Annotated in this window: 23 protein-coding genes; 17 read left to right on the top strand and 6 right to left on the bottom strand. The window is 74.8% G+C overall.

What is annotated here, in order from left to right:
- Positions 1–265: 265 nt before the first annotated feature.
- The gene (locus tag BMZ16_RS07710) at positions 266–2,884 is read left to right on the top strand and encodes a LuxR C-terminal-related transcriptional regulator (protein ID WP_089799141.1); all 2,619 of its coding nucleotides are present in this window, start codon (positions 266–268) and stop codon (positions 2,882–2,884) included.
- A gap of 91 nt (positions 2,885–2,975) precedes the next feature.
- The gene (locus tag BMZ16_RS07705; RefSeq protein ID WP_089799139.1) at positions 2,976–4,154 is read left to right on the top strand and encodes an AI-2E family transporter; all 1,179 of its coding nucleotides are present in this window, start codon (positions 2,976–2,978) and stop codon (positions 4,152–4,154) included.
- Here BMZ16_RS07705 and BMZ16_RS07700 read toward each other — a convergent pair.
- The 3 genes from BMZ16_RS07700 to BMZ16_RS07690 form a co-directional block, all read right to left on the bottom strand.
- Positions 4,151–4,582, bottom strand: coding sequence for a hypothetical protein (locus tag BMZ16_RS07700; RefSeq protein ID WP_089799137.1), 432 nt, complete (start codon positions 4,580–4,582; stop codon positions 4,151–4,153). The two genes, BMZ16_RS07705 and BMZ16_RS07700, sit on opposite strands and share 4 nt — an antisense overlap.
- 154 nt (positions 4,583–4,736) lie before the next feature.
- Entirely contained in the window at positions 4,737–5,714 is a 978-nt protein-coding gene (locus BMZ16_RS07695) for an alpha/beta fold hydrolase (RefSeq protein WP_089799135.1), read from the bottom strand.
- Positions 5,715–5,955: 241 nt separating this feature from the next.
- A complete protein-coding gene (locus BMZ16_RS07690; protein ID WP_089799133.1) occupies positions 5,956–6,450 on the bottom strand; it encodes a hypothetical protein in 495 nt (164 codons plus the stop codon).
- Between the two features lie 53 nt (positions 6,451–6,503).
- Here BMZ16_RS07690 and BMZ16_RS07685 point away from each other — a divergent pair, with 53 nt between their 5' ends.
- Together BMZ16_RS07685 and BMZ16_RS07680 are read left to right on the top strand one after the other, a co-directional pair.
- Entirely contained in the window at positions 6,504–7,922 is a 1,419-nt protein-coding gene (locus tag BMZ16_RS07685) for an ATP-binding protein (RefSeq protein WP_089799130.1), read from the top strand.
- 82 nt (positions 7,923–8,004) lie between these two features.
- Positions 8,005–9,399, top strand: coding sequence for a hypothetical protein (locus BMZ16_RS07680; protein ID WP_089799129.1), 1,395 nt, complete (start codon positions 8,005–8,007; stop codon positions 9,397–9,399).
- 105 nt (positions 9,400–9,504) lie between these two features.
- Here BMZ16_RS07680 and BMZ16_RS07675 read toward each other — a convergent pair whose 3' ends face one another.
- Positions 9,505–10,068 carry a potassium channel family protein gene (locus BMZ16_RS07675; protein ID WP_089799127.1) on the bottom strand — a complete coding sequence of 188 codons (564 nt, stop codon included), beginning with the start codon at positions 10,066–10,068 and terminating at the stop codon, positions 9,505–9,507.
- Between the two features lie 178 nt (positions 10,069–10,246).
- On the opposite strand from BMZ16_RS07675, the gene BMZ16_RS07670 reads away from it, so the two are divergent.
- From BMZ16_RS07670 to BMZ16_RS07660, 3 genes are read left to right on the top strand one after another with little or no spacing between them, the layout of a single operon-like run.
- Complete coding sequence (locus tag BMZ16_RS07670; protein WP_089799125.1) at positions 10,247–12,103, top strand: glycoside hydrolase family 15 protein; 1,857 nt, start codon at positions 10,247–10,249, stop codon at positions 12,101–12,103.
- Between the two features lie 56 nt (positions 12,104–12,159).
- Positions 12,160–13,536, top strand: a complete 1,377-nt coding sequence (locus tag BMZ16_RS07665) for a glucose-6-phosphate dehydrogenase (RefSeq protein ID WP_218143336.1) — start codon at positions 12,160–12,162, stop codon at positions 13,534–13,536.
- A gap of 46 nt (positions 13,537–13,582) precedes the next feature.
- Positions 13,583–14,053, top strand: a complete 471-nt coding sequence (locus BMZ16_RS07660) for a hypothetical protein (protein ID WP_089799121.1) — start codon at positions 13,583–13,585, stop codon at positions 14,051–14,053.
- A gap of 120 nt (positions 14,054–14,173) precedes the next feature.
- Here the strand turns inward: BMZ16_RS07660 and BMZ16_RS07655 are convergent, their stop codons facing one another.
- On the bottom strand, positions 14,174–14,599 hold the full coding sequence (locus tag BMZ16_RS07655) for a DUF7144 family membrane protein (protein ID WP_089799119.1): 426 nt from the start codon (positions 14,597–14,599) through the stop codon (positions 14,174–14,176).
- A 273-nt stretch (positions 14,600–14,872) separates the two neighbouring features.
- Here BMZ16_RS07655 and BMZ16_RS07650 point away from each other — a divergent pair, with 273 nt between their 5' ends.
- The 8 genes from BMZ16_RS07650 (at position 14,873) to BMZ16_RS07615 (ending at position 22,337) form a co-directional block, all read left to right on the top strand.
- On the top strand, positions 14,873–15,313 hold the full coding sequence (locus BMZ16_RS07650) for a DUF6325 family protein (RefSeq protein WP_255366444.1): 441 nt from the start codon (positions 14,873–14,875) through the stop codon (positions 15,311–15,313).
- 58 nt (positions 15,314–15,371) lie between these two features.
- Entirely contained in the window at positions 15,372–15,662 is a 291-nt protein-coding gene (locus tag BMZ16_RS07645; protein ID WP_089799117.1) for an SHOCT domain-containing protein, read from the top strand.
- Between the two features lie 59 nt (positions 15,663–15,721).
- The gene (locus tag BMZ16_RS07640) at positions 15,722–16,144 is read left to right on the top strand and encodes an SHOCT domain-containing protein (RefSeq protein WP_089799115.1); all 423 of its coding nucleotides are present in this window, start codon (positions 15,722–15,724) and stop codon (positions 16,142–16,144) included.
- Positions 16,145–16,335: 191 nt separating this feature from the next.
- A complete protein-coding gene (locus tag BMZ16_RS07635) occupies positions 16,336–17,847 on the top strand; it encodes an MFS transporter (protein ID WP_089799113.1) in 1,512 nt (503 codons plus the stop codon).
- Complete coding sequence (locus BMZ16_RS07630) at positions 17,844–18,971, top strand: aminopeptidase P family protein (RefSeq protein WP_089799111.1); 1,128 nt, start codon at positions 17,844–17,846, stop codon at positions 18,969–18,971. Before BMZ16_RS07635 ends, BMZ16_RS07630 begins: the two co-directional genes overlap by 4 nt.
- Before the next feature lie 79 nt (positions 18,972–19,050).
- Positions 19,051–20,535, top strand: coding sequence for an APC family permease (locus BMZ16_RS07625; protein WP_089799109.1), 1,485 nt, complete (start codon positions 19,051–19,053; stop codon positions 20,533–20,535).
- Positions 20,532–20,978 (top strand): hypothetical protein, encoded by a 447-nt coding sequence (locus BMZ16_RS07620; protein ID WP_089799107.1) that lies wholly within the window; start codon positions 20,532–20,534, stop codon positions 20,976–20,978. The genes BMZ16_RS07625 and BMZ16_RS07620 overlap by 4 nt, the downstream gene beginning before the upstream one ends.
- A gap of 3 nt (positions 20,979–20,981) precedes the next feature.
- Positions 20,982–22,337: a dipeptidase gene (locus BMZ16_RS07615; protein WP_089799105.1), complete on the top strand. Its 1,356-nt coding sequence runs from the start codon at positions 20,982–20,984 to the stop codon at positions 22,335–22,337.
- A gap of 15 nt (positions 22,338–22,352) precedes the next feature.
- Here BMZ16_RS07615 and BMZ16_RS07610 read toward each other — a convergent pair whose 3' ends face one another.
- Positions 22,353–23,222, bottom strand: coding sequence for a universal stress protein (locus tag BMZ16_RS07610; RefSeq protein WP_089799102.1), 870 nt, complete (start codon positions 23,220–23,222; stop codon positions 22,353–22,355).
- Between the two features lie 135 nt (positions 23,223–23,357).
- Here BMZ16_RS07610 and BMZ16_RS07605 point away from each other — a divergent pair, with 135 nt between their 5' ends.
- Both BMZ16_RS07605 and BMZ16_RS07600 read left to right on the top strand, forming a co-directional pair.
- Positions 23,358–23,765 carry an endonuclease/exonuclease/phosphatase family protein gene (locus BMZ16_RS07605; RefSeq protein ID WP_089799100.1) on the top strand — a complete coding sequence of 136 codons (408 nt, stop codon included), beginning with the start codon at positions 23,358–23,360 and terminating at the stop codon, positions 23,763–23,765.
- Between the two features lie 86 nt (positions 23,766–23,851).
- Positions 23,852–24,631, top strand: a complete 780-nt coding sequence (locus BMZ16_RS07600; RefSeq protein WP_089799098.1) for a DUF899 family protein — start codon at positions 23,852–23,854, stop codon at positions 24,629–24,631.
- Positions 24,632–24,662 lie beyond the last annotated feature (31 nt).

Below are 24,662 nucleotides of genomic sequence, written 5' to 3'. Positions count from 1 at the left end.
CGCTGCTCCCGACCCGACCGCCCTGCCCGGCGCCTCACCCTTTCGGGTGAGGCGACTGCCGGACGGCGCTCCTAGCGTGAAGAGGACAGCAGCGATCCGTATGCGCCCGAGCTGCACACGTCGACGTGAAGGACCGTGCGATGCCCGGCTTCCAGCAGAGTAGCGCCGCGCGTCCCTGGGGGTCGAGGCCCGGGTCGACGCGCACCCGCGCCGCGCGCACGGCGCCGCCCTCGGTGCGGTCCGGGCCGCCCCCGGGCCGACGACGATGAGCGCGGGCACCGGCACGGGCCACGCGATCGACGCGCTCCCGGCTCTTCCGCGCACGTACCTCGCCCGCACCCGCCTGTGGCAGTGCCTCGACGACGCGACGCGCGGTGCGGTCACGACCGTGACCGCACCGGCCGGCTCGGGCAAGACCATGGGCGTCGCGGGCTGGGCGCGGGACCGCACCCCCCGTGACGGCACCCGGACACCGCCGGCGTGGATCGACGCGGAGGGCCTGACCGGCGACCGGCTCGCGGCGACGCTGGGCGCGGCCGCCGCGGGCGGGCCCGCCGCGGGAGCGGACGCGCCGTGGCCACCGCAGGGCGACCGGCTCGACGAGGCCGACGAGGTCGGTGTCGTGGTCGTCGACAACGCGGAGCGGCTCGACCCGTCGTGCGTGGCCGTGGTCGACGACGCGCTGGACCGCGCACCGCACCTCCTGCACCTCGTGCTGCTGTCCCGGTGGGACGTCCCCCTGCGCAGGCTCGTCCCGACGATGCTGGGCACGCTCACGGACCTGCGGGGCGACGTCGTGCGGCTCGACGCCGCGGAGTCGGCCGCCCTCGTGCGGCTGCACGTCCCGGACGCACCCGACCACGTGGTCTCCGCCATCGTCGACCAGGCCCAGGGATGGTGCGCCATCGTGGTCCTGGCCGCGCGTGCGGCGCGCGCGGCCAGGGCGGCGGGTTCGCGCGCGACGCCGTCGATCCGGCCCTCCACCCAGGGTCCGCTCGTGAGCGACCTCATGGCGCGGGAGGTGTTCGCGGCCCTCACACCGCGTGAGCGGCACGTGGTCCTGAGCGTGTGCCACGAGCCCAGCGTCACGGCGGAGGACGCGTGCCTCGCGTCGAACGACCCGCGGGCGCTCGAGGTGCTCGAGGCGATGGAGCAGACGGGTCTGCTCGTGCAGCGCGACCAGGTGGCCGCCGACGGGGGCGCCCGCTTCCGCGTGCACCCGGTGCTCCTCGACGTCGTGCGCCGGCGCTTCGTGACGGGCGGTGTCGACATCCAGCGCGCGCGGGCGACGATCGCGCGCTCCAGCGACATCGAGCTCGCGCGGGGCCACCTCGGACGGGCGCTCGAGCTCGCCGCCATCGGCGGCCCGGCGGCCGCGAGCGAGTTCGTCGGCGCGCACGGCCTGATCATGGTCCTGCGGGGGGAGCACGCACGCCTCAGGGTGGTGGTCGACCAGGCCGCCGGACCGCTGCGGCAGAACCCGCCCGCCAGCCTCGCGCTCGCGGTGGAGTGCTGGTTCGCCGACGACGCCGTGGGCGTGGCGCGGTGGCTCGAGGCGGTGCGCGAGCCGGCGCACGCCGGCCGTCTCACCGCCGTCGACGCCGCCGTCGCCGGCCTGCTCGGGGCCCAGCTCGGGCTCGAGCCGCTGGTGCCCGCGACGCGGACGGCCCTCGACCTGGTCCAGACGTCGGCCGGTTCCCTGCGGGCCGGGCACCGTGCCCTGCTGCTCACGCTGACGGGCAGCGCCCAGACCTGGCTCGGTGACCTGCGCGGTGCCGAGAGCAACCTCAGCAGCGCGATCCTCGCAGCCCGCAGTGAGGGCGCCGGCGCGTTGGAGGACGTGGCCGCCGAGGACCTCGCGCTGACGGAGTACCTGCGGGGCCGCGAGCCGGGCGCCGCCGAGCTCCTGCGCCGGGTCGCCGCGGCGGGACCCGCCACGCCGGCGACGGGTGCCGACGGTGTGCCGGCGGTGCTCCTGCGCATGCACGCCGAACCGTGGACCTTCGTCGACGCGCCACCCGCCGACGTGGTCGCGCCCCTCTCGCTGGGGTTGGTCGGTGCGTTCTGGGCCTGGGTGGCCCGGGCGCGTGCGCTCGCGCTGCGGGGACGGGCGGTCGAGGCACAGATCGTGCTCGACACCCCGGCGGGCCCCGCGCGGCCGCGGCACCTCGACACCGTGCTGGAGGTCGAGCGGTCGCTGCTCGCCGTGGTGAACGGCGACACCGACGTGCTGCGGGAGTGCGCGGACGCACTGCACCGGTTGGACGCGCCCGCCGACGAGGCACTCGCCCGCGGGTTCCTCGCGGCGTGCCGGGGCGAGCTCGCCGCCGCCGCACGGCACCTCGAGGCGGCGACGCGCGCCGAGCGCTCGCAGCCGGACACCGCGACGCTGGCGCTCGCCGCGCAGGCGCAGCTGGTGGACGCACTCGGTGCGCCGGCGGACGCCGCGGCCCTGCTGGGCGTGGCGCTGCGGCGTGCCGAGGCCCGCTCCAACGCCCTGCCGTTCGTGGGCTGGCTCGGGCACGCCACCCCCGTGCACCTCCTGCTGGCCCGCGCGGGCGGTGACGGCGTCTCGGCGTGGGGACGGCGGCTCGCCGAGGGGCTCGCGGCGGTGGGCCCGCTGAGCAGCCGGGTGTCGTTCCTCTCGCCGACCGTCCAGGAGACGCGGTCGGCCGCGGCGCTGGCCGCGGCGCCCGTGCTCACGGCCCGTGAGCGTGACGTGCTGCTCCTGCTCGCGCGCGGTGCGACCTACGAGGACATCGGCCGGAGCCTGTACGTGACCACCAACACGGTGAAGACCCACGTCACGAACGTCTACAAGAAGCTCGGGGCGCGCACCCGCAGCGAGGCGCTCGCTGCCGCACGCAGCCTGTTCCTGCTCTGACGGCCTGCCGCCGGCTCACCCGGAACGGCGGATCTGGGCGGCGCGCGCGGCACGCGACGCTCGGGCCCCGACCAGTGGACGGGGTGGCCGCATGTTCTTCCGCCGTGGGCGTCGCCCCCACGCGGCCCCGACGCCGATCCCGGACGTGCCGCCGCGCGCGGACCCGGAGCCTGGTGCCGGCCCGCGCGTGCCGCGCTGGCTGGTCCCGCTGCTCGCCGGCGCGGTCGTCGCCACCTGGGTGGGCATCCTCCTGTGGCGGGCCGCCGCCTCGATGGGCACCGTGTTCGCGATCGTCGCGATCTCGTGGTTCCTGTCCCTCGTGCTCGACCCGCTCGTCGCGGGCCTGGAGCGCCGTGGGGTGGGTCGCCGCGTGGCCACCGGCGTGGTCGGGCTGCTGTCCCTCATCGGCGTCGTCGCGGTCGCCTGGGTCTTCGGCGACCTGTTCGTCGAACAGCTCAGCGCGCTGGTGGCGAGCATCCCGGCGGTCTACGCCGCGGTCCGGACGGCGGCGCACGACGTGCTCGGCGTCGTCCTGCCCGCGTCGGACGACGCGGTGAGCGGTGCGCTGCAGCGCTGGGGGGACGACGTCGCGACCGCGGTGGTGAGCCTGGGCGGCTCGGTCGTGGGGGCACTGGTCACGGCCAGCTCGGTGCTGCTCGTGACGTACTACACGACGGCGGCCGGACCCCGGCTGCGCGTGGCGATCTGCCGCACGCTGACGCCGCGGCGCCAGGCGCAGGTCCTGCACCTGTGGGGTACCGCCCAGGCGAAGGTCTCGGACTTCATCAACTCCCGGATCGTCCTGGCCGCGCTGTGCACGGTCGCCACGGGCGTGTTCCTCAGCGTGGTCGGGGTGCCGTACGCGCTGCCCCTGGCGCTCTTCACCGGCGTGGTCTCGCAGTTCGTCCCGACGATCGGCACGTACATCGGCGGTGCCGTCCCCATCGCGGTCGCCCTCGTCGAGAGCGTGGGCACGGCCCTCGCGGTGCTCGCGTTCGTCGTCTGCTACCAGCAGGTGGAGAACCTCGTCCTGTCCCCGCGCATCGCCGCGTCCACGATGGAGCTCGACCCCGCGGTGTCGTTCCTGTCGGTGCTCGCGTTCGGTGCGGTCCTCGGCCCGCTCGGGGCGTTCCTCGCCCTGCCCGCCGCCGCCACCATCCAGGCGGTCGTGACGACCTACGGACGCCGGCACGACCTCATCGAGTCGGCGATGCTCGACGACACCGTCCGTCCCGCGTCCGGTCACCGGTCCGACGGCAGGGGCGGCTAGGGGCTCGGCGTCGTGGCGCACCCGAGGTCGTCGTCCAGCGCCTCCAGGCTCTGCCGGACGTCGGCGGCGCTCGCGCGCAGCGGCTCGAGAGCCGCCCCGGGGCCGGCGTCACCGTCGACGTCGTCCACCGCCGCGGTGAGGTCCCGCCACGCGGCCTGCACGTCGTCGGCGCGCCCCTCGGCGACGTCGTCGGCCTGGTCGCGGAGCGCGTCGAGGGCGTCACCGACCCGCGTCCGCGCGTCCCGCAGCTCGTCGACCGTGGCGTCCGGCGTCAGCGTCGCTCGCAGGTCGTCCAGCGCCTCGTCGAGCTCACCGCTCGCGGCGCACGCCTCGTCGACGTCCTCGGCATGGTCCGTCCCGCCGCAGGCGGCGAGCCCGAGGGCCACCGCGCACACCAGGGCCGCGACCGCGGGACGGGCGGACCGCACCGCTCAGGCCCCCTCGGGGCACGCGAGCGTCCCCGGGGTGCCCGACCTGCACACGCTCAGGGCGGCCATGGTTGCTCCGGGGCTGTCGGTGCCGGTGGGACACGGCCAGGGTGACCGAGGACCGCGCGTGGGGCCTCCCCCGGGACGGACGAGGTCACGCGGCGCGGCGGGGGTGCCCGTCGGGGCCGTCCGGGCCGTCCGGGCCGCCGCCGGGGCGCCGTGGCGTCAGGGTGCGGGCCGTGCCCGGCTCCGTGGGGTCGTCCACGACGTCGCGGTCGTCCAGCCACGCACCGATGACGTTCGCGAGCTGACCCGGGTGGCTGAAGTTGATGGCGTGCGCCGCGCCCTGGATGAGGACGACCGCGATGTGGTCGTGCGACAGCGCCTGGACCTCCCGCACGCGTCGCGGACCGGGAACCAGCGGGTCGCGGTCGCCGAGGACCGCCAGCGTCGGGACCGGCACGCTGACGAGCCGCTCGAGCGCCGGGAACAGCGTCAGCTCGTGGAACGCCCGGAACGCGTTCACCGCGCCGAAGCCGACGTAGTCGGGCACGGCGACGCCCGCCATCCGCGGGTCCTCGCGCACCACGTCCCGGGCGAGCTGACGCAGGGCACGGCGGAAGGGCTGGTTCTGCAGCCCGCCGGCGGGCGAGACGAGCACCAGGCGGTGCACCCGCTCGGGGCTGGCGTGCGCGACCTCCAGGGAGACCGCGCAGCCCATCGAGTTGCCGACCAGCACGACCTGGTCCAGGCCCAGCCCGTCGAGGATGCCCTCGAGGCTGCGCGCGAGGCCGACGATCCCCAACGGGCGGGGCGAGCGCTCGCTGCGGCCGTACCCCGGCAGGTCGGGAACGACCGCCGTCCCGTGGTCGGCGAGCCGCCGCGCCGTCGGCATCAGGTACGACCCGGAGATCGCGAAGCCGTGCACGTGCACGAGCGGCACGCCCTCACACGTGGGGCCGCGCCGGTAGAACACGTCCCGCCCGTCGACGACCAGCCGGCCCTCGGTCCAGCCGTCCGTGCCGGCAGCGGCTGACCCGGCCGCCGCTGACCCGGCCGCGGGCGGCTGTCGCGCGGCGCGTCCCTGCTCGTGCCGCCGGGCCAGGGGTCCTCGCCGGTACGGCGCTGCCATGGCGATCCTCCGGTGCGGTGGACGAACCCCCACCGTCACCCCGCCGGCCCGGGACCGCCTCACGCGGACCGGGTGACCCGGGGCGGTCCGGTCTGCCGCCGACGTCATCCCACCCGGGTGAGGCGGCGGGCCGCGCGGCGCGGCACGCTCACGGCGGGGGGCGCGGTGCGTCGCGCCCCGAGGCGGCGAGGGGGCCGGCATGACGCGACCGACGGAGCACCGGCCGGTGCACGACGACGTCTCAGTGCACGAAGACCTTGAGCGCGAGGACGGCGAGCCCCAGCCCGCTGACCGCGATGCCGTTCAGCAGGATCCGCGGCCACCGCGCGCTCTCCTGCCGTCCGATCATGATCCCGTACGTGAACAGGGCGCCGACCCCCACGGCCATCGCGACGTCGACCGCCCGCACGGGGTCCAGCACGCCCACCAGCCCGAGCAGCAGGACCGCCAGGATCGGCCAGGACGACTGCAGCATCGGCCACTCCGCACGCGCGACGGCCACGAGCTCGGAGCGGTGCAGGGGCCGCCCGGCGATCAGCCGCGCGGCCACCTCGACCGCGTAGACGTGCGCGATCCAGAAGACGACCGACGTGCCGAGCACCAGCACCGTCGTGCGACCCAGTGCCTCCGGGTGCGTGCTGGCCGCGGCCACCACGGTGGTCGCCAGGATCGTCCCGTAGATCGCCCCGGCCAGGTGGTGGGCGCGGTGCTCGAGCGGCGTCTCGACCGGAGTCACCCAGGCAACGTACCCCGCGGCCGAGCCGCGTCGACAGGCAGGGAGGGCCGGCGATGAGCGCAGAGGTGCGAGCACGCGCGTCGGAGGCGACGTCGTTGGACGGTCGGACCTTCACCTACGGGACGGCCCGCGCGATCCCGTACCGCGTGGGCGACGTGGTGCTGCTGCGGGGCGCCGACGTCACGGCCGTCGGGCAGGTGACCGCGACCGGGGCGCCACCCGGACGTGGGGGGACCTCGCAGGGGGAGGGGGTGGTGCTCGCCGCCGTCGGGCAGGACGGCGAGCCCGTGCGGCAGCCGGTGCCGCCCTTCCTCGACGCGACCGTCGAGGGTGCGCCGGCCGCGCTGCTCGAGGGGCTGCAGCGGTCCGTCGGTGCGTCGTTGCCCGTGGGCCTGTGGCACGGCGGCGACGCGGAGACGGTCGCCCGCCTGCGCGCCGCGGGCTTCAACCGGCACACGTTCCTGTGCGGGCAGAGCGGATCGGGCAAGACCTACGCGCTGGGGGTGCTGCTCGAGCAGCTGGTGCTGGCCACGGACCTGCGCGTGGTCGTCCTGGACCCCAACGCCGACTTCGTGCGCCTCGGCGAGCTACGCCCCGGCGCCTCGGCCGGGGCGGCCGGGCGGCTGGGCGGTGGCGCCGTGCGGGTGCTGCGCTCGCAGGGGGCCGGGAGAGATCCGCTGCGCATGCGCTTCGCGACGATGCCGCCGCGTGCCCAGGCGGCGGTGCTGCAGCTCGACCCCGTCGCGGACCGTGCCGAGTACCACCGCTTCCTGCAGGTCATCGCGAGCCTGCCCGCCGGCACCGTGGCCCACCTGGCTGCCGTCCTGGGCGACGGTGACGCCGAGGAGCGCGCACTCGGCCAGCGCATCGAGAACCTCGGCATGCACGAGTGGCAGGTGTGGGCCCGTGACCTGCCCTCGGCGGCCGAGCTGATCCGGTCCGGGCAGCGGGTCACGGTGCTGGACCTCGGCGGCTTCAGCGACCCGCTCGAGCCGCTCGCGGTGAGCCTCGACGTCCTCGAGGACCTGTGGGCGCACCGCGCCGAGCGCGTCCCGACGCTGATCGTCGTCGACGAGGCGCACACCCTGTGCGCCGCCCAGCCCTCCGGCGCCGTCCAGGAGCGGGTGACCGAACGGATCGTGCAGATCGCCGCGGAGGGCCGCAAGTTCGGTCTGTGGCTGCTGCTGTCGACCCAACGGCCCTCGAAGATCCACCCGCAGGTCCTCTCGCAGTGCGACAACCTCGCGCTGATGCGCATGAACTCGCGCGCCGACCTCGAGGAGCTCGCGACGGTCTTCGGGTTCGTCCCACGGGCCATGCTGCGCCAGTCCCCGCACTTCACCCTCGGGGAGATGCTGCTGGCCGGGGCGTTCGTCCCGGCGCCCACGCTGCTGCGCGTCGGGTCGCGCCTGACGTTCGAGGGCGGCAGCGACGTGGGCGTGCCGCTGGCCGACCTCGCCCGGCACGGATGAGGCACCGGCCCACCCGGCGACGAAGGATGAGCGGCGCGCACCCCGGACCGGCGGCGCGCGCCCACGACGGCGGGAGGCTCGGATGGCGGACCAGGGGACGTCGGCCGCGGACGACCTCGCGGCACGCCTGGCGGCGCTGGAGCACGAGAACGCGCTGCTGCGCGACCGCCTCGACGGGTCGCCGCCGGTACGCCGCGCCGCGGGGCGCGGTCGTGCGCGCACCGCCGCCGTCGTGGTGCTCGTGACGCTCGGGCTGCTGACCGCGCCGCTGGCCGTCGTCGCGGCGTGGGCCGAGCGTGTCCTCACCGACACGGACCGGTACGTCGCGACGGTCGGGCCGCTCGCCGCCGACCCGGTCGTCCGGTCGGCCGTGGAGGACCGGGTCACCGCGATCGTGATGGAACGCGCCCAGGTCGAGGACCTCGTGCACGAGGCGGTCACCGCGATCGGCAGCCAGCCGGGCGTGCCCCCCCGCGCGTCCCTCGCGCTCGGCGCGATGGAGGAGCCGTTGACCAGCGGCATCGAGTCGTTCGTCCGGCGCGTCGCCGTGCGCGTCGTCGAGAGCGAGGCGTTCGAGACCGCGTGGGTCGAGGCGAACCGGCTGGCGCACGAGCAGCTGGTGGCCGTCATGGAGGGCCGGGAGGGCAACGCGCTGCAGCTCGGCGAGCAGGGACAGCTGACGATCCAGCTCGCCGGCGTCATCGAGGCGCTCAAGGACCAGCTCGTCGCATCCGGGTTCGACGTCGCGGCCGGCATCCCCGAGGTCGACGCCTCGTTCACCGTGGTGCAGACGACACAGCTCGTGAAGGTGCAGAACGCCTACGAGTCGGTGCGGCTGCTCGGCACCTGGCTGCCGTGGCTGAGCCTGGGGCTGCTCGCCGCCGGCGTCGTGGCGTCGCGGGAGCGAGCCCGCACGCTCGTCGTCGTCGGGCTGGGTCTGCTCGTCGCCATGGTGGTCCTCGCCCTCGGCCTGTCCGTCGGACGCACGTTCTACCTCGCCGCGCTCGCGGGCGAGGTCGCGCGCCTGGACGCGGCGGAGGTGGTGTTCGACCAGCTCGTGCTGGACATCCGCGCCGCGCTGCGGACCGTCGCGGTGGCGGGACTGGTCGTCGCCACCGCCGCGTACGTCGCCGGGAGGAGCACCTCCGCCCGGAGCGCGCGTGCGGGCGCCTCCCGGGCGTTCGCCACGGTCCGCGCCCGCGCGGCCGCCCGGGGCGTGACCTCGGGACCCGTCGGCACCTGGCTCGGGCTGCACAAGGGCGCCGTGCGCACCGTGGTCGTCTCCGCGGCCGCGCTCGTCGTCCTGCTCGCGCGGACCCCGACCCCGGGCCTGGTCGTGGGGGTCGCGCTCGTCGCAGCCGGGCTCGTCACGATCGTCGAGCTCGTCGCGCGACCACCTGCGCCGGCCGTCCCGGACGGTACGGACGACGGCGACGACGGTGTCGCGACGGCACCGTGGGTCGCGACGCCACCCTGACCCGTCCGCAGGCGGCGCCGGCACCGCGCGGCGACCTGTCGAAGGCCCTGACGGGGTCGGGCTCACCCGATGCGGGCGAGGCGGCGGGACGCGGGCCGTCCCGCCTCACGGCGCCGGACGCGCCGGTGCGGTCACGTCCTCCGGCCCGCGGCCCGTGCCGCGCGCGGTGAGCACCCGCAGCGCGGTGCCGACGTAGATGAGGTTGACCAGCATGTGGGTCGTGACCACGAGGCGCGCGGCCGTGCCCACGGGCGTGATGTCCCCGAAGCCGACCGTCGACACGACCGTCACGGTGAAGTAGAGCGCGTCCGTGGAGTCCTCGATGCCGTCGAACTGCCCGGGCACGTGCGTCGCCATGGTGCTGTAGGTGACGGCGAAGAACAGGACCAGGACGTACAGCACGGTCAGGACCGCCTCGCCCCGTGCGACGAACGACGGGTCCCTGCGCGCCGTGCGCACGCTGCGGCGCACGAGCAGGACGAACCCGCACAGCGCGACGACCGAACCGAGCCAGCGGGCGCCCGTGAGGGGGTCGTGGAACGGCCCCGCGGGCGGGAGCACGTAGTAGCAGACGGTCAGGAGCACCACCGTCAGGCTCGTGCGCCACACGAACTGCAGGGCCTCGCGCGGCCGACCGTGGGGCTCCGGGGTCGCCGCGTGCGGCGTCATGGCCGCGTCCAGTGCATCGTCGCTCCCCGCGTCCGGTCGGCACCTGCCCGACGCACGACTGTGCTCCCGGTGGCGACCGGACCACCTCACCCACGGTGGAGGACGCGGGCGCCCGAGGCCACCAGGAGGGTGGACCACCTACGGTGCGGGACCGCGCCGGCAGGCGAGGAGGCGCACCATGGCGACGTACCCGCAGATCGCGGACCACGGGCTGATCGGGGACCTGCAGACGGCCGCGCTGGTCTCCACCGACGGCTCGGTCGACTGGTACTGCTGCCCCCGTTTCGACTCGCCCAGCATCTTCGGCGCCCTCCTCGACGCCGAGCGCGGCGGCCACTTCCGCGTCCGACCCCCGGGCGACGACCACGTCGTCACCCAGCTCTACCTGCCGGACACCGCCGTCCTCATCACCCGCTTCCTCACCCAGGCCGGCGTCGGCGAGGTCGTCGACTTCATGCCGCCCACGGGCCGCACCGCCACCGACCGGCACCGGCTCGTCCGCGTCATGCGCTGCGTGCGCGGGCGCGTGCGCTTCGAGGCGCACGTCGCACCGCGGTTCGACTACGGGCGGCAGCCCCACACCACCCACGTGACGGAGCACGGTGCGGTCTTCGAGAGCGCGGACCTGACTCTCACGCTGCACACGGCCTGGACGGACGACGACCGCACGCGCGAGCGGCTCCAGCTCGACGAGGACGGTGACGTCCGCGCGGTGTACGAGCTCGCGGCGGGGGAGCGTGCCGGCCTCGTGCTGGAGTCCTCGGGCGACGGCCCCCCGCGCGCGATGCGCGCCCAGGAGCTGCGTGAGCTGGTCGACGGGACCGCCGGCTTCTGGCGGCAGTGGCTCGCGCGGTCGACGTACACCGGCCGCTGGCGCGAGGCGCTCCAGCGCTCCGCGATCGCGCTCAAGCTCATGACATACGCACCGTCGGGCGCACTCGTCGCCGCACCGACCGCGGGACTGCCGGAGCAGGTCGGCGGCGAGCGGAACTGGGACTACCGCTACACCTGGGTCCGCGACGCCTCGTTCTCGATCTACTCGCTGCTCGGCATGGGGTTCGTGGACGAGGCCGCCGACTTCGGTGCGTGGCTGCGCGACCGCATCGAGGAGACGACCGGTGGCCCGGGCGGGCCGCTCAACATCATGTACCGCGTCGACGGGTCGTCCGACCTCACCGAGGAGTCCCTCACCCACTGGGAGGGCTACCGCGGGTCGAGCCCCGTCCGGATCGGCAACGCGGCGATGGACCAGCTGCAGATGGACATCTACGGGGAGGCGCTGTGCAGCGTCTACTTCGCCGACCGGCACGGGCTGCCCATCGGGCACCGCGGGTGGATCGCGCTGCGCAGCATCCTCGACTGGCTGTGCGACCACTGGGACCAGCCCGACGAGGGGATCTGGGAGACCCGCGGCGGGCGCCAGGACTTCACGTACGGACGGGTCATGAGCTGGGCCGCCCTGGACCGCGGCATCCGCCTCGCGACGGACCACGGCCGACCCGCCGACGTCGGACGGTGGGCCGCGGGGCGGGACGCGATCTACGACCAGGTCTGGGAGCGCGGGTGGAGCCCGCGGCGCGGCGCCTTCGTGCAGCACTACCGCACGGAGGTCCTGGACTCCTCGCTGCTGCGCATGGCGACGGTCGGGTTCATCGACCCGCGGGACCCGGCGTGGGCCTCGACCCTCGCGGCGATGGACGGTGAGCTCGTGACCGACAGCCTGGTCTACCGCTACGACCCCGCGGCGTCGCCCGACGGGCTCGCCGGTGACGAGGGCACGTTCTCGCTGTGCACGTTCAACTACGTCGACGCGCTGGCGCGCGCCGGGCGGGCCGACGAGGCGCGGATGGTCTTCGAGAAGATGCTCACGTACGCCAACCACGTCGGCCTGTACTCCGAGGAGATCGGCCTCACCGGCGAGCAGCTGGGCAACTTCCCGCAGGCGTTCACCCACCTCGCGCTCATCGACGCGGCGATCACCCTGGACGCGACCCTCGACGGCAGGGCACCCCGGCGCGCCTGGGAGAGCTTCTGATGCCGCCGGACCGACCGGGCGACCGACCGGGCGACCGACCGGGCGACCCGAGCAGCGTGGCCGGTCCGGTCGACGCGCTCGTCGTCTTCGGGGCCACCGGGGACCTCGCCCGTCTCGAGACCTTCCCCGCCCTGGTCGCCCTGGTCGACCGCGGGCTCCTGACGGTCCCGGTCGTCGGGGTGGCCCGCAGCGGGTGGGGGACCGAGGAGTTCCGGGCCTACGCCGTCGCGTCTCTGCAGGCTGCCGGGATCGACCCCGGGGGTTCCGCCGCCCGCACGATGCTCGGCCTCCTGCGGTACGTCGACGGCGACCTGGACGACCCGCGGACGTACGCGGCGGTCTCGCAGGTGCTGGGAGCAGGACGCCGCTTCCTGTACTACCTGGAGGTGCCGCCGGCGCTGTTCGGGCGCATCGTCCAGGGCATCGCCGCCGTCGGCCGGGCCACCGGGTCGCGCGTCATGGTCGAGAAGCCGTTCGGCACCGACCTGCGCAGCGCCCGGGTGCTCGACGAGACGATCCACACGGTGTTCCCCGAGACCGACGTCTACCGCGTCGACCACTGGCTCGGCCTGGAACCGCTCGAGAACGTGCTGTTCGCGCGGTTCGCGAACGCGGTCCTCGAGCCCCTGCTGCACCGCGAGCACGTCCACAGTGTCCAGATCACCATGGCCGAGACGTTCGGCGTCACCGGCCGCGCCGCCTTCTACGAGCGCACCGGCGCCGTGCGTGACGTGCTGCAGAACCACATGCTCGAGGTGCTCGCCACGGTGCTCGCGGACCCGCCCTCGGGCGTCGACCCCGCCCGCTCGTGGCTCGCGGCGCGGTCGACCCTCCTCGAGGCGGTGCGTCCCGTCGGGCCCGACGACGCGGTGCTCGGGCAGTACGCGGGGTACCGCGACGTCGAGGGCGTCGCCACCGGGTCGACGACGGAGACGTACGCCGCGGTCCGGCTCGCGGTCGACTCGTGGCGGTGGGCCGGCGTGCCCGTCCTCATCCGCGTCGGCAAGTGCCTGCCCGTGACCGCCACGGAGGTCACGTTCCGCTTCCGGCGCCCGCCGGCCGACGTCGTCGGCGGCCTGCCCGCCGACCTCGTCAACCGGTGGGCGTTCCGGATCTGGCCCGGGACCGGGGTCACTCTGAGCCTGGTGGGCAAGCAACCCGGCACCGGCTGGCAGCCCACGACGCAGACGCTCTCGACCGTGGACACCTCCGGCCCCGTGGTGCGCCCCTACGACCGTCTCATCGGCGCCGCGCTCGAGGGCCGGCGCCGGCTCTTCGCACGTCAGGACGCCGTCGAGGCCGCGTGGCGCGTCGTCGACCCGGTGACCTCCGCGGGCCTGCCGGTGCACCCCTACCCGCCGGGGTCCTGGGGCCCCGCGCAGGCCGACCGGCTGCTGCCCGAGGGCTCGACCTGGTTCGACCCCCGGCCGTAGCACCCCGCCACCCGCCCCGACCCCCGACCCACCCCGTGGAGGAACCATGGCCGTCCCGAGCACCCCGGACCACGCCGACGCGGCCGCTCCCGGCTACGCCGCCCGCCTCTGGGCCGCCGGCCTCGCGACGGCCGTCGTCGCAGGGCTCGTCGCGCTCGCGGGCGCGTCGCTCGCCGCGGCGCTCCTGGACGTGCAGGTCCTGTCGGTGGAAGTCGCCGGCACCGGCTGGTCCGCCACCACGACCTACGTCGTGGCCGCGGCGGGCCTGGCGGTCCTGCTCACCGCCGTGCTGCACCTGCTCCTGGCGGCCGTGCCGCGGCCCGTCGCGTACTTCCGGTGGATCGTCGCGCTCGTCGGTGTCGTCCTCGTCGCGGTGCCGTTCGCGTTCGACGCGCCGGTGGCCGCCCAGGTGGCGACGGCCGTGGTCTCCGGGTTGGTCGTCATCGCCATCGGCTCGCTCCTGGGCGCCCAGGGCCGGCTCGTCGAGCGCGCCCGGGCGCGGTCGGCCGTCGCCTGAGCCCGAGGGTGTCCGCGGACCCGCCCACCCGCACGCGGACCGGTCACCGGGAGCCCGGTGACCGGTCGTGGTGGTCGCGTGCCGTGGTGAGCGCACGGTGGGGCCAAGGGCCAGGTGGTGTCAGGGCATGGTGATGTCACGGCCGTGCGCCGTCAGGGCCCAGATCACGACGATGTCCACGGCGATGATCGTCAGGCTCCAGAACGGGTAGTACGGGATGAAGGCGAAGTTGGCCACCGCGCTGACGACCGCCAGCGCGACGCCGACGGCCCTCGCCCAGACCCGTCCGGAGAGCACCGCGAACCCCGCGAGCACGACCAGCAGGCCCACCAGCAGATGGACCCACCCCCACGTGCCGACGTCCAGCTGCAGGAGGTAGTTCGGCGTCGCGACGTAGAAGTCGTCCTGGAAGACCGCGACGAGGCCCTGGATGACGTTGAAGCTCCCCACCACGATCATGAGCACCGCGGCGAGCACCGTGGTGCCCCTCGCGAAGGCGTTCGGTGTCGCGGGCGCTGCCTCGCGTGATCTGGTCTGCTCGCTCATGGCCGGTTCCTCTCGGTCGCTGCCCGGGTGCGGGGTCACCTGGATCGTGCGCGCACCGACCTCGCGGTGTCCTCGCGCAGCCCGGACCAGACCGGGGGCCCTGCCGCGGGACGGGCGGCCCGCCGCGGCACCCCGCCACGTCACCGCGTGGGCCGGCGGCCGGCGTCGCAGCGCGCGACGCGGAGGTCTCACCCGTATCGGACGATCCCGCGGAGCACGCGCTCGCCGAACGTGGTCCCGCCACTACCGGACGAGTGCGACGAGGTGAGCGCTGTGACGATCGAGGACCTGGACGACGTGGGGCCGATCGACTACATGGTGGTCGAGTTCCCCGGCAGCCGGATGACCGGGGAGGGTCTGCCGATGCTGGTCGACCTCGTGGACCGCGGGATCATCCGCGTCCTCGACCTGCTCTTCGTCAAGAAGGAGCTCGACGGCTCCGTGAACGGCGCCCTCATCGCCGACCTGGACGCCGACGGCGAGCTCGACCTGTCGGTCTTCGAGGGGGCGAGCTCCGGGCTCCTGGGCCAGGACGACATCGAGGAGGCCGGCGCCGTCCTGGAGCCGGGCAGCGCGGGCGGCGTCCTCGTCTACGAGAACAGGTGGGCGGCACCCTTCGCCGCGGCCCTGCGCCGGGGAGGGGCCCAGCTCGTCGCGAACGGGCGGATCCCCGTCCAGGCGCTGCTCGCCGCCGAGGAGGCGGCGGCCGGGTGACCAGAGCCCCGCACCAGGCGTGCCGTCACGACCACGAGACAGAGGAGAGGTGTCCCCGATGCCAGGACTGATCCGAGGAGTCGCCCGGACGGCGGTCATCGCCGGGACCGCCACGGCGGTGTCGAACCGCGTGTCCCGGCGGCAGGCCGGGCGGTGGGCCGCGCAGGAGGCACCGCCTCCGCAGGCCTACCCGCAGCCCGTCGACGCCCCGCCACCGCCCGCAGCGCCGGAGCCGGTGGGCATGACCACGAAGATCGAGCAGCTCCAGCAGCTCGCCGCGCTCCGGGACCAGGGCGTCCTCAGCGAGGCGGAGTTCGCGACCGAGAAGAGCCGCATCCTCGACCAGTGAACCGCCCGGCACCGTTGCCACCCGCCCCGCTGCACCGCACACCGGAGGAAGGAAGCGCCATGTCGTCCTTCTGGGACTTTCTGTGGTTCATCGCCGTCACCTACCTGTTCGTCGCCTACCTCATGGCGCTGTTCTGGGTCATCTCCGACGTGTACCGCGACCGGAGCACCGGCGGGTTCGTGAAGGCGCTGTGGACGATCCTGCTGATCTTCCTGCCCGTCCTGACGCTGCTGATCTACCTGATCGCGAACGGCTCCTCCATGGCCGAACGCACCGCCGAGCGCGCGCGGACCACGCGGGAGAGCCAGGAGACCTACATCCGGGAGGTCGCCACGACCGCACCCGCCGCCCGGGCCGCGACCCCGGTGGAGCAGGTCGCCCAGGCCAAGGCGCTCCTCGACTCGGGGGCGATCTCCGCGGACGAGTTCCAGTCGATGAAGACGGCTGCGCTGTCCGGGACCACGACCGCCGCCCTGTCGTGACGGACCTGTCGTGACCGATCCGTCGTGACCACGTCGCCGCGACCGCCGACCACCCGGCGGTCGCGGCAGCGGGGCGCCCGCGCCGGCACCGGGGGCGCGAGACCCGCACGACCACGCTCACCCGGACCCCGGTCGGGGTCCGCGCACGCGGCGCCCCCGGCGTCGTCGACGACCGCACGGGGAGGCCGCGCATGACGGACGCACCGCGCACGACCCGGGCGACGGGCGTCCTGGTCGCCACGTGCCTGTCCACGCTCGTGGTGAACGCCAACACCTCGGCCGTGAGCATCCTGCTCCCGGCCATCAGCACGGACACCGGCACACCGGTCGAGACCCTGCAGTGGGCGGTGACCGGCTACTCGCTCGTGGGGGCCGCCGTCATCATCACGTCGGGCTCCCTGGGGGACGTGTTCGGGCGGCGTCGCATCTTCCAGCTCGGCCTCGCGCTGTTCGTCGTGTCGTGCGTGCTGATCGCCCTGTCCGACCAGGGCGCGGGCGTGATCGCCGGGCGCCTGGTCCAGGGTGCCGCGGGTGCGACGATCCTCGCGTGCGGGCTGAGCCTGCTCTCCGTGGCCGCCGACGGCGAGACGCAGCTGCGCTGGGTGTCGCTGTGGGGCGCCGCCGCGGCGGTCGGTGCGGCCGCGGGCCCGCTGGTCGGGGGCCTGCTGGTCGACGTCGCCGGGTGGCAGGGCCTGTTCTGGATCGACGCGGTCGTGGGCCTGGTGTGCATGGGGATCACGCGCGCCACCGTCGCCGAGTCGAGGGACCCGGCCCGCCCCCGCTCCATCGACTACCTGGGCACCGTCCTGGTCGCGCTCACGCTGGCGCCGCTGATCCTGGGCGTCACCAAGAGCGGCGACTGGGGCTGGCTGTCGGCGCCCACGATCGGCTGCCTCGCGGTCTCCGTCGTCGCGGGCTACCTCTTCGTGGTCGTCGAGCAGCGGGTCGCCGTCCCGCTGGTGCACCTCGCGGTGCTGCGCAACCGCGTCCTGGTCGGCTCGACGCTCGCGATCCTCATCGGCGCCGGCACGATCAACGGGCTGATGTACCTGCTCAGTCTGTACTTCCAGGACCCCGTGGCGCTGGGCTTCAGCCCGCTCGAGGCGGGGCTGGCCACTCTGCCCGCCACGGTCGGCCTGGTCGTCGTCGCCCCGCTCGTGCCACGGCTCGCCACACGGTTCGGCGGCCGGCCGGTCATCGGCGCGGGCTTCGTCATCACGACTGCCGGGTTCGTCGTGGTCGGTCTGACGCAGCCGTCGTGGCACTACACGGCGTTCCTGCTGCCGCTCGTCGCGATCGCGGTCGGGATGGGCCTGTCCAACGGACCCGCGTCGTCGGCGGCGACCGCGGCGGTCCCCGAGGAGCAGGTCGGTGAGGCGTCCGGCATCTCCAACATGGCCAGGTACGTCGGCGCGGCCGTCGCGACCGCCCTGGCCGCGACGGTGTACTCCTCGGTCGACGCCACGCGTCAGGCGGCGGGTGCGTCCGCGGCGGACGCCCTCGCCGGTGGGCTCGCCGCGGCGTCCTGGGTGATGGCCGTGCTGAGCAGCCTGGGCATCGTGCTCGCCGCCGTGGCGATCCGCCACCACCGCGGCGTCACGCGCGGCAGTCTGCGCGACGCCACCGCGGCGGCCGCCGCTGCCGGCGTCATCACGCTGCCGCTCCCGCCCGTGGCGACGACGGCGACGGGGGAGACGTCATGACCGTCCCGTCCCTGGTGCCCTTCACCCGCGCCGACCACGCGGCGCGGATGGCACGCGCGGTGGCCGACGCGCAGGCGGCAGGTCTCGCCGGGGTGCTCGTCACCCCGGGCCCCGACCTGGTGTGGCTGACCGGCTACCGGCCCACCGCGATGACCGAGCGCCTGACGCTCCTGGTGCTCGCCGCCGACCGCGAGCCGACCCTGCTCGTCCCGACGCTGGAGCGGCCCGACGCCGAGGCAGCCGTGGGTGCGGCCGCCACCGTGCTGGTCGACTGGCCGGACGGCGCGGACCCGTACGCCGCCGCGAGTGCGCTGCTGCGTCCGGACGGCCGGTACGGGGTGTCCGACAACGCGTGGGCCCTGCACGTGCTGGCTCTCCAGCAGGCGCTCCCGGACTCGTCGTACGACGCCCTGACCCGGCTGCTGCCGATGCTGCGCGCGGTCAAGGACGAGAACGAGCTCGCCCGGCTGGCGGCCGCGGGGGCCGCGGCCGACGCCACCTACGAGGAGATCGTCGGGGTGCGGTTCGCCGGCCGTCGGGAGACGGACGTGGCGGGTGACCTCGCCGACCTGCTGCGCGGGTTCGGGCACGAGCAGGTCGACTTCACCGTGGTCGGGTCCGGTCCGAACGGGGCGAACCCCCACCACGAGGCCGGTGACCGCACGATCCGGGACGGGGACTGCGTGGTGCTCGACTTCGGCGGGCTGCTCGCGGGCTACGGCTCCGACACCAGCCGCACCGTCAGCGTCGGCGAGCCCGGTGCCGAGGTCCGGGAGGTCCACGAGGTGGTGCGCCTGGCGCAGCAGGCCGGCGTCGAGGCGGTCCGGCCGGGCGTCGCGTGCCAGGAGGTCGACCGCGCGGCCCGCCGCGTCGTCGTCGAGGCGGGGTACGGCGAGCGGTTCCTGCACCGCACGGGGCACGGCATCGGCGTCACGACCCACGAGCCGCCCTACGTCGTCGAGGGCGAGGAGCTGCCGCTCGTGCCGGGCATGTGCTTCTCGGTCGAGCCCGGGGTGTACCTCGCGGGGCGCTTCGGCGTGCGCATCGAGGACATCGTGACCGTCACCGCGGACGGCGGCCGACGGCTCAACGCCACGTCCCGCGCGCTCCGCGTCGTCGGCTGACTCACCCGTCCGGGGTGAGGTGCGCGCGGGTCGCGCTGACCACGGTGGTCGTCATCAGCCCCGGCCCGAGGAGGCGTCGATGAGTGCCATGGACTTCCCGGTCGACCGACCGGTCCCGGCCGTGCCGGCCACGCCCGCCGCGCCGGCACGGACGGCCGCACCGGCCACGCAGTGGATCTCCTGGATCGCCCTGGCCATGATGACCACCAGCTCCGTCGCGAGTCTGCGCGCGGCGCCGACGATGGCGGTCTACGGCCTGGCCTGCGTCTTCCTCTACCTGGTACCGGCCGTCGTCTTCCTCCTGCCGACGTCGCTGGTCTCCGCGGAGCTCGCGTCCGGCTACAAGGGAGGCATCTACAACTGGGTCTCGCGGGGCATCTCGAAGCCGATGGGCTTCCTCGCCGTGTGGTGCCAGTTCGCGATGACGATCTTCTACTACCCGAGCCTGCTCGGGTTCGTGGCCAGCACGCTCGCCTACGTCATCAACCCGGCGCTCGCGTCGAGCGGGGTGTGGACGGCCTGCGTGATCGTGGTCGTCTACTGGTCGGGGGTCTGGGTGTCGTCCCGCGGGACGTCCGGGGTCGCCGGTCTGGCGAGCGGGGGCCTGATCATCGGCACCCTCATCCCCGGCGTCGTGCTGGTGACCCTCGGGGTGGTGTTCCTCGGTCAGGGCAACGCGCCGGCGGCCCCCATGGACGCGAACCACCTCCTGCCCGCGTGGGCCGGCCTGGCCAGCCTCGTGCTGATCGTCAACAACTTCCTGTCGTACTCCGGCATGGAGATGAACGCCGTGCACGTCGGCTCGCTGAAGAACCCGGCCAAGGAGTTCCCGCGGGCAATGTTCCTGGCGATGGCCATGGTGCTGCTGATCTTCATCGTCCCGGCGCTGGTCATCAGCTGGATCGTGCCCGCCGAGGAGCTGTCGCTCACGGCCGGGGTGATGCAGGCCTTCGACGCCGTGTTCGCGCAGTTCGGGGTGCAGGGTCTGACGCCTGTCTTCGGGGTGATGCTCGTGGCCGCCTCGCTCGGCGGCATGCTCACGTGGCTCGCGGGCCCGTCGAAGGGCCTGCTGATGATCTCGCGGCAGGAGGGCTACCTCCCGCCGTACCTGCAGAAGCTGAACAAGCACGGCGTGCAGCAGAACATCCTCGTGGTCCAGGGCATCGTCACCACGGTGATCGCGCTGGGGTACGCGCTGATCCCCAACGTCTCCAGCGCCTACTGGATCTTCTCGGTGATCACGACGCAGGTGTACCTCATCATGTACCTGCTGATGTTCGTCGCCGCGGTCCGGCTGCGACGCGCCGAACCGGACCACCCGCGCGGGTACCGGGCGCCGATGCTCGTCGGACTGTGCGGCGTCGGGTTCGCGGCCTCGCTCGCCGCGCTGCTGGTCGGCTTCGTCCCGCCCTCCCAGTTCGGCGGGGGCAACCCGGCGACCTACTTCCTCATCGTCGGCGGCGGGGCCCTCGGCCTCGGTCTCCTCGTGCCGTTCCTCTTCTACCGGCTGCGCAAGCCGTCGTGGAAGCAGCCGGACGCCGCGGAGGAGGTGCCGGCGTCATGAGCAGCCACAGCGTGCGCACCGCGCGGCAGAACAGGGTCGTCTACTGGGTCGCGATCGGCCTGCTGGCGGTGCTGGTCGTGATCGCCCTCGTCTCCTTCCGGGGTGCCCGGGGGGAGGCGGCCGCCGCGGACAAGGCCGAGGAGCTCGTCCTGGTGCTCCAGGAGGCGGGCGTCGAGCGCCTGCCGTCCACTCAGCGCGTGGCCGACGTGCTCGGCGTCGACGGCGGGGCCGTCTGCGACGACCCCGCCGGCGGCCTGCGGCGGTCGACGCTGCACCTCATGCTCACCAACGGGGCGGCGGGGCCGGGCATGCGCCCCGTGATCACCGACAGCAGGCTCCTGCAGGGTCAGGTCGCGATCGTGAGCGTGTACTGCCCCGAGTACCTCGAGGAGGTCCAGGCGCAGATCGACGAGCTCCGGACCGCCGACGTGGCGGGGGACTGACCCGTGGACGTGGCACAGCGCGTGGCCGAGCAGATGCCACGGGTCCGCACGGAGCTCGCGGAGCTCGTCGCGATCCCGTCCGTGGCCGACGTGCGGCAGTTCCCCGCCGAGGAGTGCGCGCGGGCCGCGCGATGGGTCGCCGACGCGTTCCGCGAGGTCGGCTTCACCGACGTCGCGCTGCACCGCACGGCCGACGGCAGCGACGCCGTGGTGGGGTCGCGCCCGGGGCCCGACCCCGCCGCGCCCACCGTCCTGCTCTACGCCCACTACGACGTGCAGCCGCCGCTCGACGACGACGCGTGGCGCACCCCGCCCTTCGCGCTCACCGAGGTCGACGGCCGCTGGTACGGGCGCGGCGCGGCCGACTGCAAGGGCAACATCGTGATGCACCTCGCCGCGCTGCGTGCGCTCGGCGACGACGTCCCGGTGAACCTGCGGCTCGTGGTCGAGGGCTCCGAGGAGCAGGGGACCGGTGGGCTCGAGGACTTCGTCCCGCGGCACGCCGACCTGCTGCGCGCCGACGCGGTCCTCGTGTGCGACACCGGCAACGCGGCGGTCGGGGTGCCCGCCGTCACGGTGAGCCTGCGCGGCATGGTGAACGTCGTGGTGCACGTCGACGCACTGCCGACCGAGCTGCACTCGGGCATGTTCGGCGGTCCCGCTCCCGACGCGCTGGCCGCCCTCGTGCTGATGCTCGCGTCCCTGCGCGACGAGCGGGGCGACACGACCGTGCGCGGCGTCGACACCACGCAGACGTGGAGCGGGGCGCCGTACGACCCGGAGGCGTTCCGCGCCGACGCACGGCTCGCGGAGGGCGAGTCGCTCCTCGGGTCGGGCACGGTCTCGGACATGCTCTGGGCCCGGCCCGCGCTCACGGTGCTCGGGATCGACTGCCCGCCCGTGGTCGGCTCGACGGCCGCGATCGTGCCGCGGGCCAGCGCCCGGCTCAACCTGCGCATCCCGCCCGGGACGGCGCCCGAGCAGGCGCGCGACGCGCTGACGCGGCACCTGGTGGAGGCCGCGCCGTGGGGCGTCGCCGTCGCGGTGGAGACGGAGGCGGTGGGCACGCCGTTCCTCGCCCGCACCGACGGGCCCGCGTACGAGGCCGTGCGGGGGGCGATGCAGGACGCCTTCGGGCGGGACATGGTGCTGCTCGGGCAGGGCGGCTCGATCCCGCTGTGCACCGTCTTCGGCGCCACGTACCCCGACGCGGAGATCCTCATGCTCGGGGTGGAGGAGCCGCTCGCGCTGATCCACGCGCCCAACGAGAGCGTCGACCCCCGCGAGATCCAGCACCTCGCGACGGCGGAGGCGCTGTTCCTGCAGCGGTACGCCATCCAGGGGCGACCGACAGGCTGACGTGTGCCGACGACGTCAGTCCGCCGCTCGCCCGACCAGCACGCTCGACGCGGCGGTGCGGAGCACGTCGTGGCTCACGGAGCCCAGGAGCATGCCGCGGAACGCGCCCAGCCCTCGGCACCCGACCACCACCAGGTCGCTGCCGACCGACAGGGCGGCGAGGGCGTGCGCCGGGCTGTCCTCGACCACCTCCACCTCGACCTGCAGGCCGGGGTGCTCCGCCCGGAGCTCGTCCGCCAGCCCGGCCGCCGCGTGGTGCGCCGTGCCCGCCTCGTCCGGGGGCAGCGGAGCCGGTGCGCCGTGGGTGCCGTACGGGTCGTCCACGGTCGGGCGTGCGTGCACCAGGACGAGCGGCACGTCGCGGGACAGCGCGGCACGGGCGGCGGTCCGCGCCGCGGCGAGCGACGTCCCGGAGCCGTCGACGCCCACGACCACCGGGCCGGCAGGTCCGTCACCGGCGGCGCGGCGGACCACCGCGACCGGCACGGGGGCGTGCGCGGCCACGTGGCCCGCCACGCTGCTCAGCCGGGACCCGTCGGCCCGGCCGCTCGCGCCGATCACGAGCAGCTGGGCCTCCGCGGCGGCGGCGAGGATCGCCGGCACGGCCGCCCCCTGGACGGCACGGGTCTCGACCCGCAGCCCGGGGTGCGCAGCGGCCGCATGGTCCCGCTGCGCGTCGAGGTAGGCCTGCGCGTCGCGGTCCAGCCCCAGGGGGATGAAGGGCGCGTACCACCCCAGGGGCGAGATCTCGTAGGGCTCCTGCCACGCGTGGACGAGCAGCACGTCCGCGCCGCGCCGCTCGGCCTCCTCCAGTCCCCACCGCAGCGTGTGCGCGCTGTGCGCCCCACCGTCGAGAGCGATGACCACCGGTCCGTCCGCCACCATGACCGCCTCCTGCTCGAGTGGCCGAGATCCTGTTCCTCTCCAGGTTCCTCCCGGGGCGGGAGGGGCGGTCGTGACCTTGGGCCCATCACCACAAACCGGTTGCGGGACACGTCGCGGTCGCTCACCCTCGGAGGCGTGGACACCGACGCCCGTGCCACGCTGCGCGTGCTGACCCTCAACGTCCTGGCGCCCGCGAACCCCGGGTGGGAGGTCCGCGCCGAGCTCCTGCGGCGGACCGTGCCCGCCCTGCGTGTCGACGTCGCGGCGTTCCAGGAGGTGCCGGTCGGCGACGGGGGAGCGTTCCTGCGGGAGCTGGTCGGCCACGACGTGCACGTGGCGGTGCACGACGCGCCGGACGACCGGGGAGTCGGTGCGGCCCTGGTGTCGCGCTGGCCGCTGCGTGACGTCGAGCAGGTGGACCAGGTCGTCTCGCAGCCGACCTGGCGCTCCCGGGCCACCCCCCCCGGGTACCTGGGCGTCGGGTGCGGCGGCCGGCGAGGGCGCCGGCTCCCGGTAGGCGCGAGTGACCCGACCGGGCGATGAGTTCACCACACGGCACCGGTCAGACCTGGTGACCGTCGACGGATGCCGGGCACCCCGCCCGGCACCGACAGACCCGTGGAGACATCATGACGACCCTGGACGATGCACCCGCCACCTCACGCCCGGGCCGGCCGCCCGTGGTCGACCGGGCCACGTGGCAGGCCGCGCGTGACGAGCTCCTCGTCCGCGAGAAGGCTCACACCCGCGCGGGCGACGCGCTCGCGGCGGACCGTCGACGGCTGCCGATGGTCGCGCTCGCCCCCGACGTCCAGGTCGTCGGACCCGCGGGACCGGTCCCGTTCCGGGATCTCTTCCAGGGGCGCGACGAGCTCGTGGTCTACAAGCACATGTGGCACGACGGCGCACCGCACCAGGGGCAGTGCGAGGGCTGCACGCTCACCGCGTGGCACCAGAAGGACGCCGTCTACCTCAACGCCCGCGGGGTGTCGTTCGCGATCCTGACCACCGGCCCGTGGGACGAGGTCGCCCCGTACGTCGACTTCATGGGCTACACCCAGCCCTGGTACTCCGTGCGCGGCCTGGACGAGCCCGTCGGCGGCGAGATGGGCCACCTCACGTGCTTCCTGCGCGACGAGGACCAGGTCTTCCTGACGTACGACACCACGGGCCGCGGCACGGAGGTCGCCGACTCGTCGTTCGGGCTGCTCGACCTCACGCCCTACGGCCGCGGTGAGGCGTGGCAGGACGACCCCGACGGCTGGCCGCAGGGCAACGACCCGTGCTGGTACTGGAGGTCCGACGCCGAGGGCCGGGCGGGGTGGGGGCCCACGACCCGGCCCGTGCCGCAGTGGACGCGGCCCGGGGTGACCGCCGAGCAGACGCTGGGGCGCCGCGGGCACCACTGACGGCCGACCGGGTCGGCCGGGTGGACCGGCG

Origin of the sequence: Cellulomonas sp. KH9, from assembly GCF_900114185.1 — a bacterium.
Classification (GTDB): domain Bacteria; phylum Actinomycetota; class Actinomycetes; order Actinomycetales; family Cellulomonadaceae; genus Cellulomonas.
The sequence above is the reverse complement of the archived record's forward strand: the minus strand, read 5'-3'. Positions and strand labels throughout refer to the sequence as shown.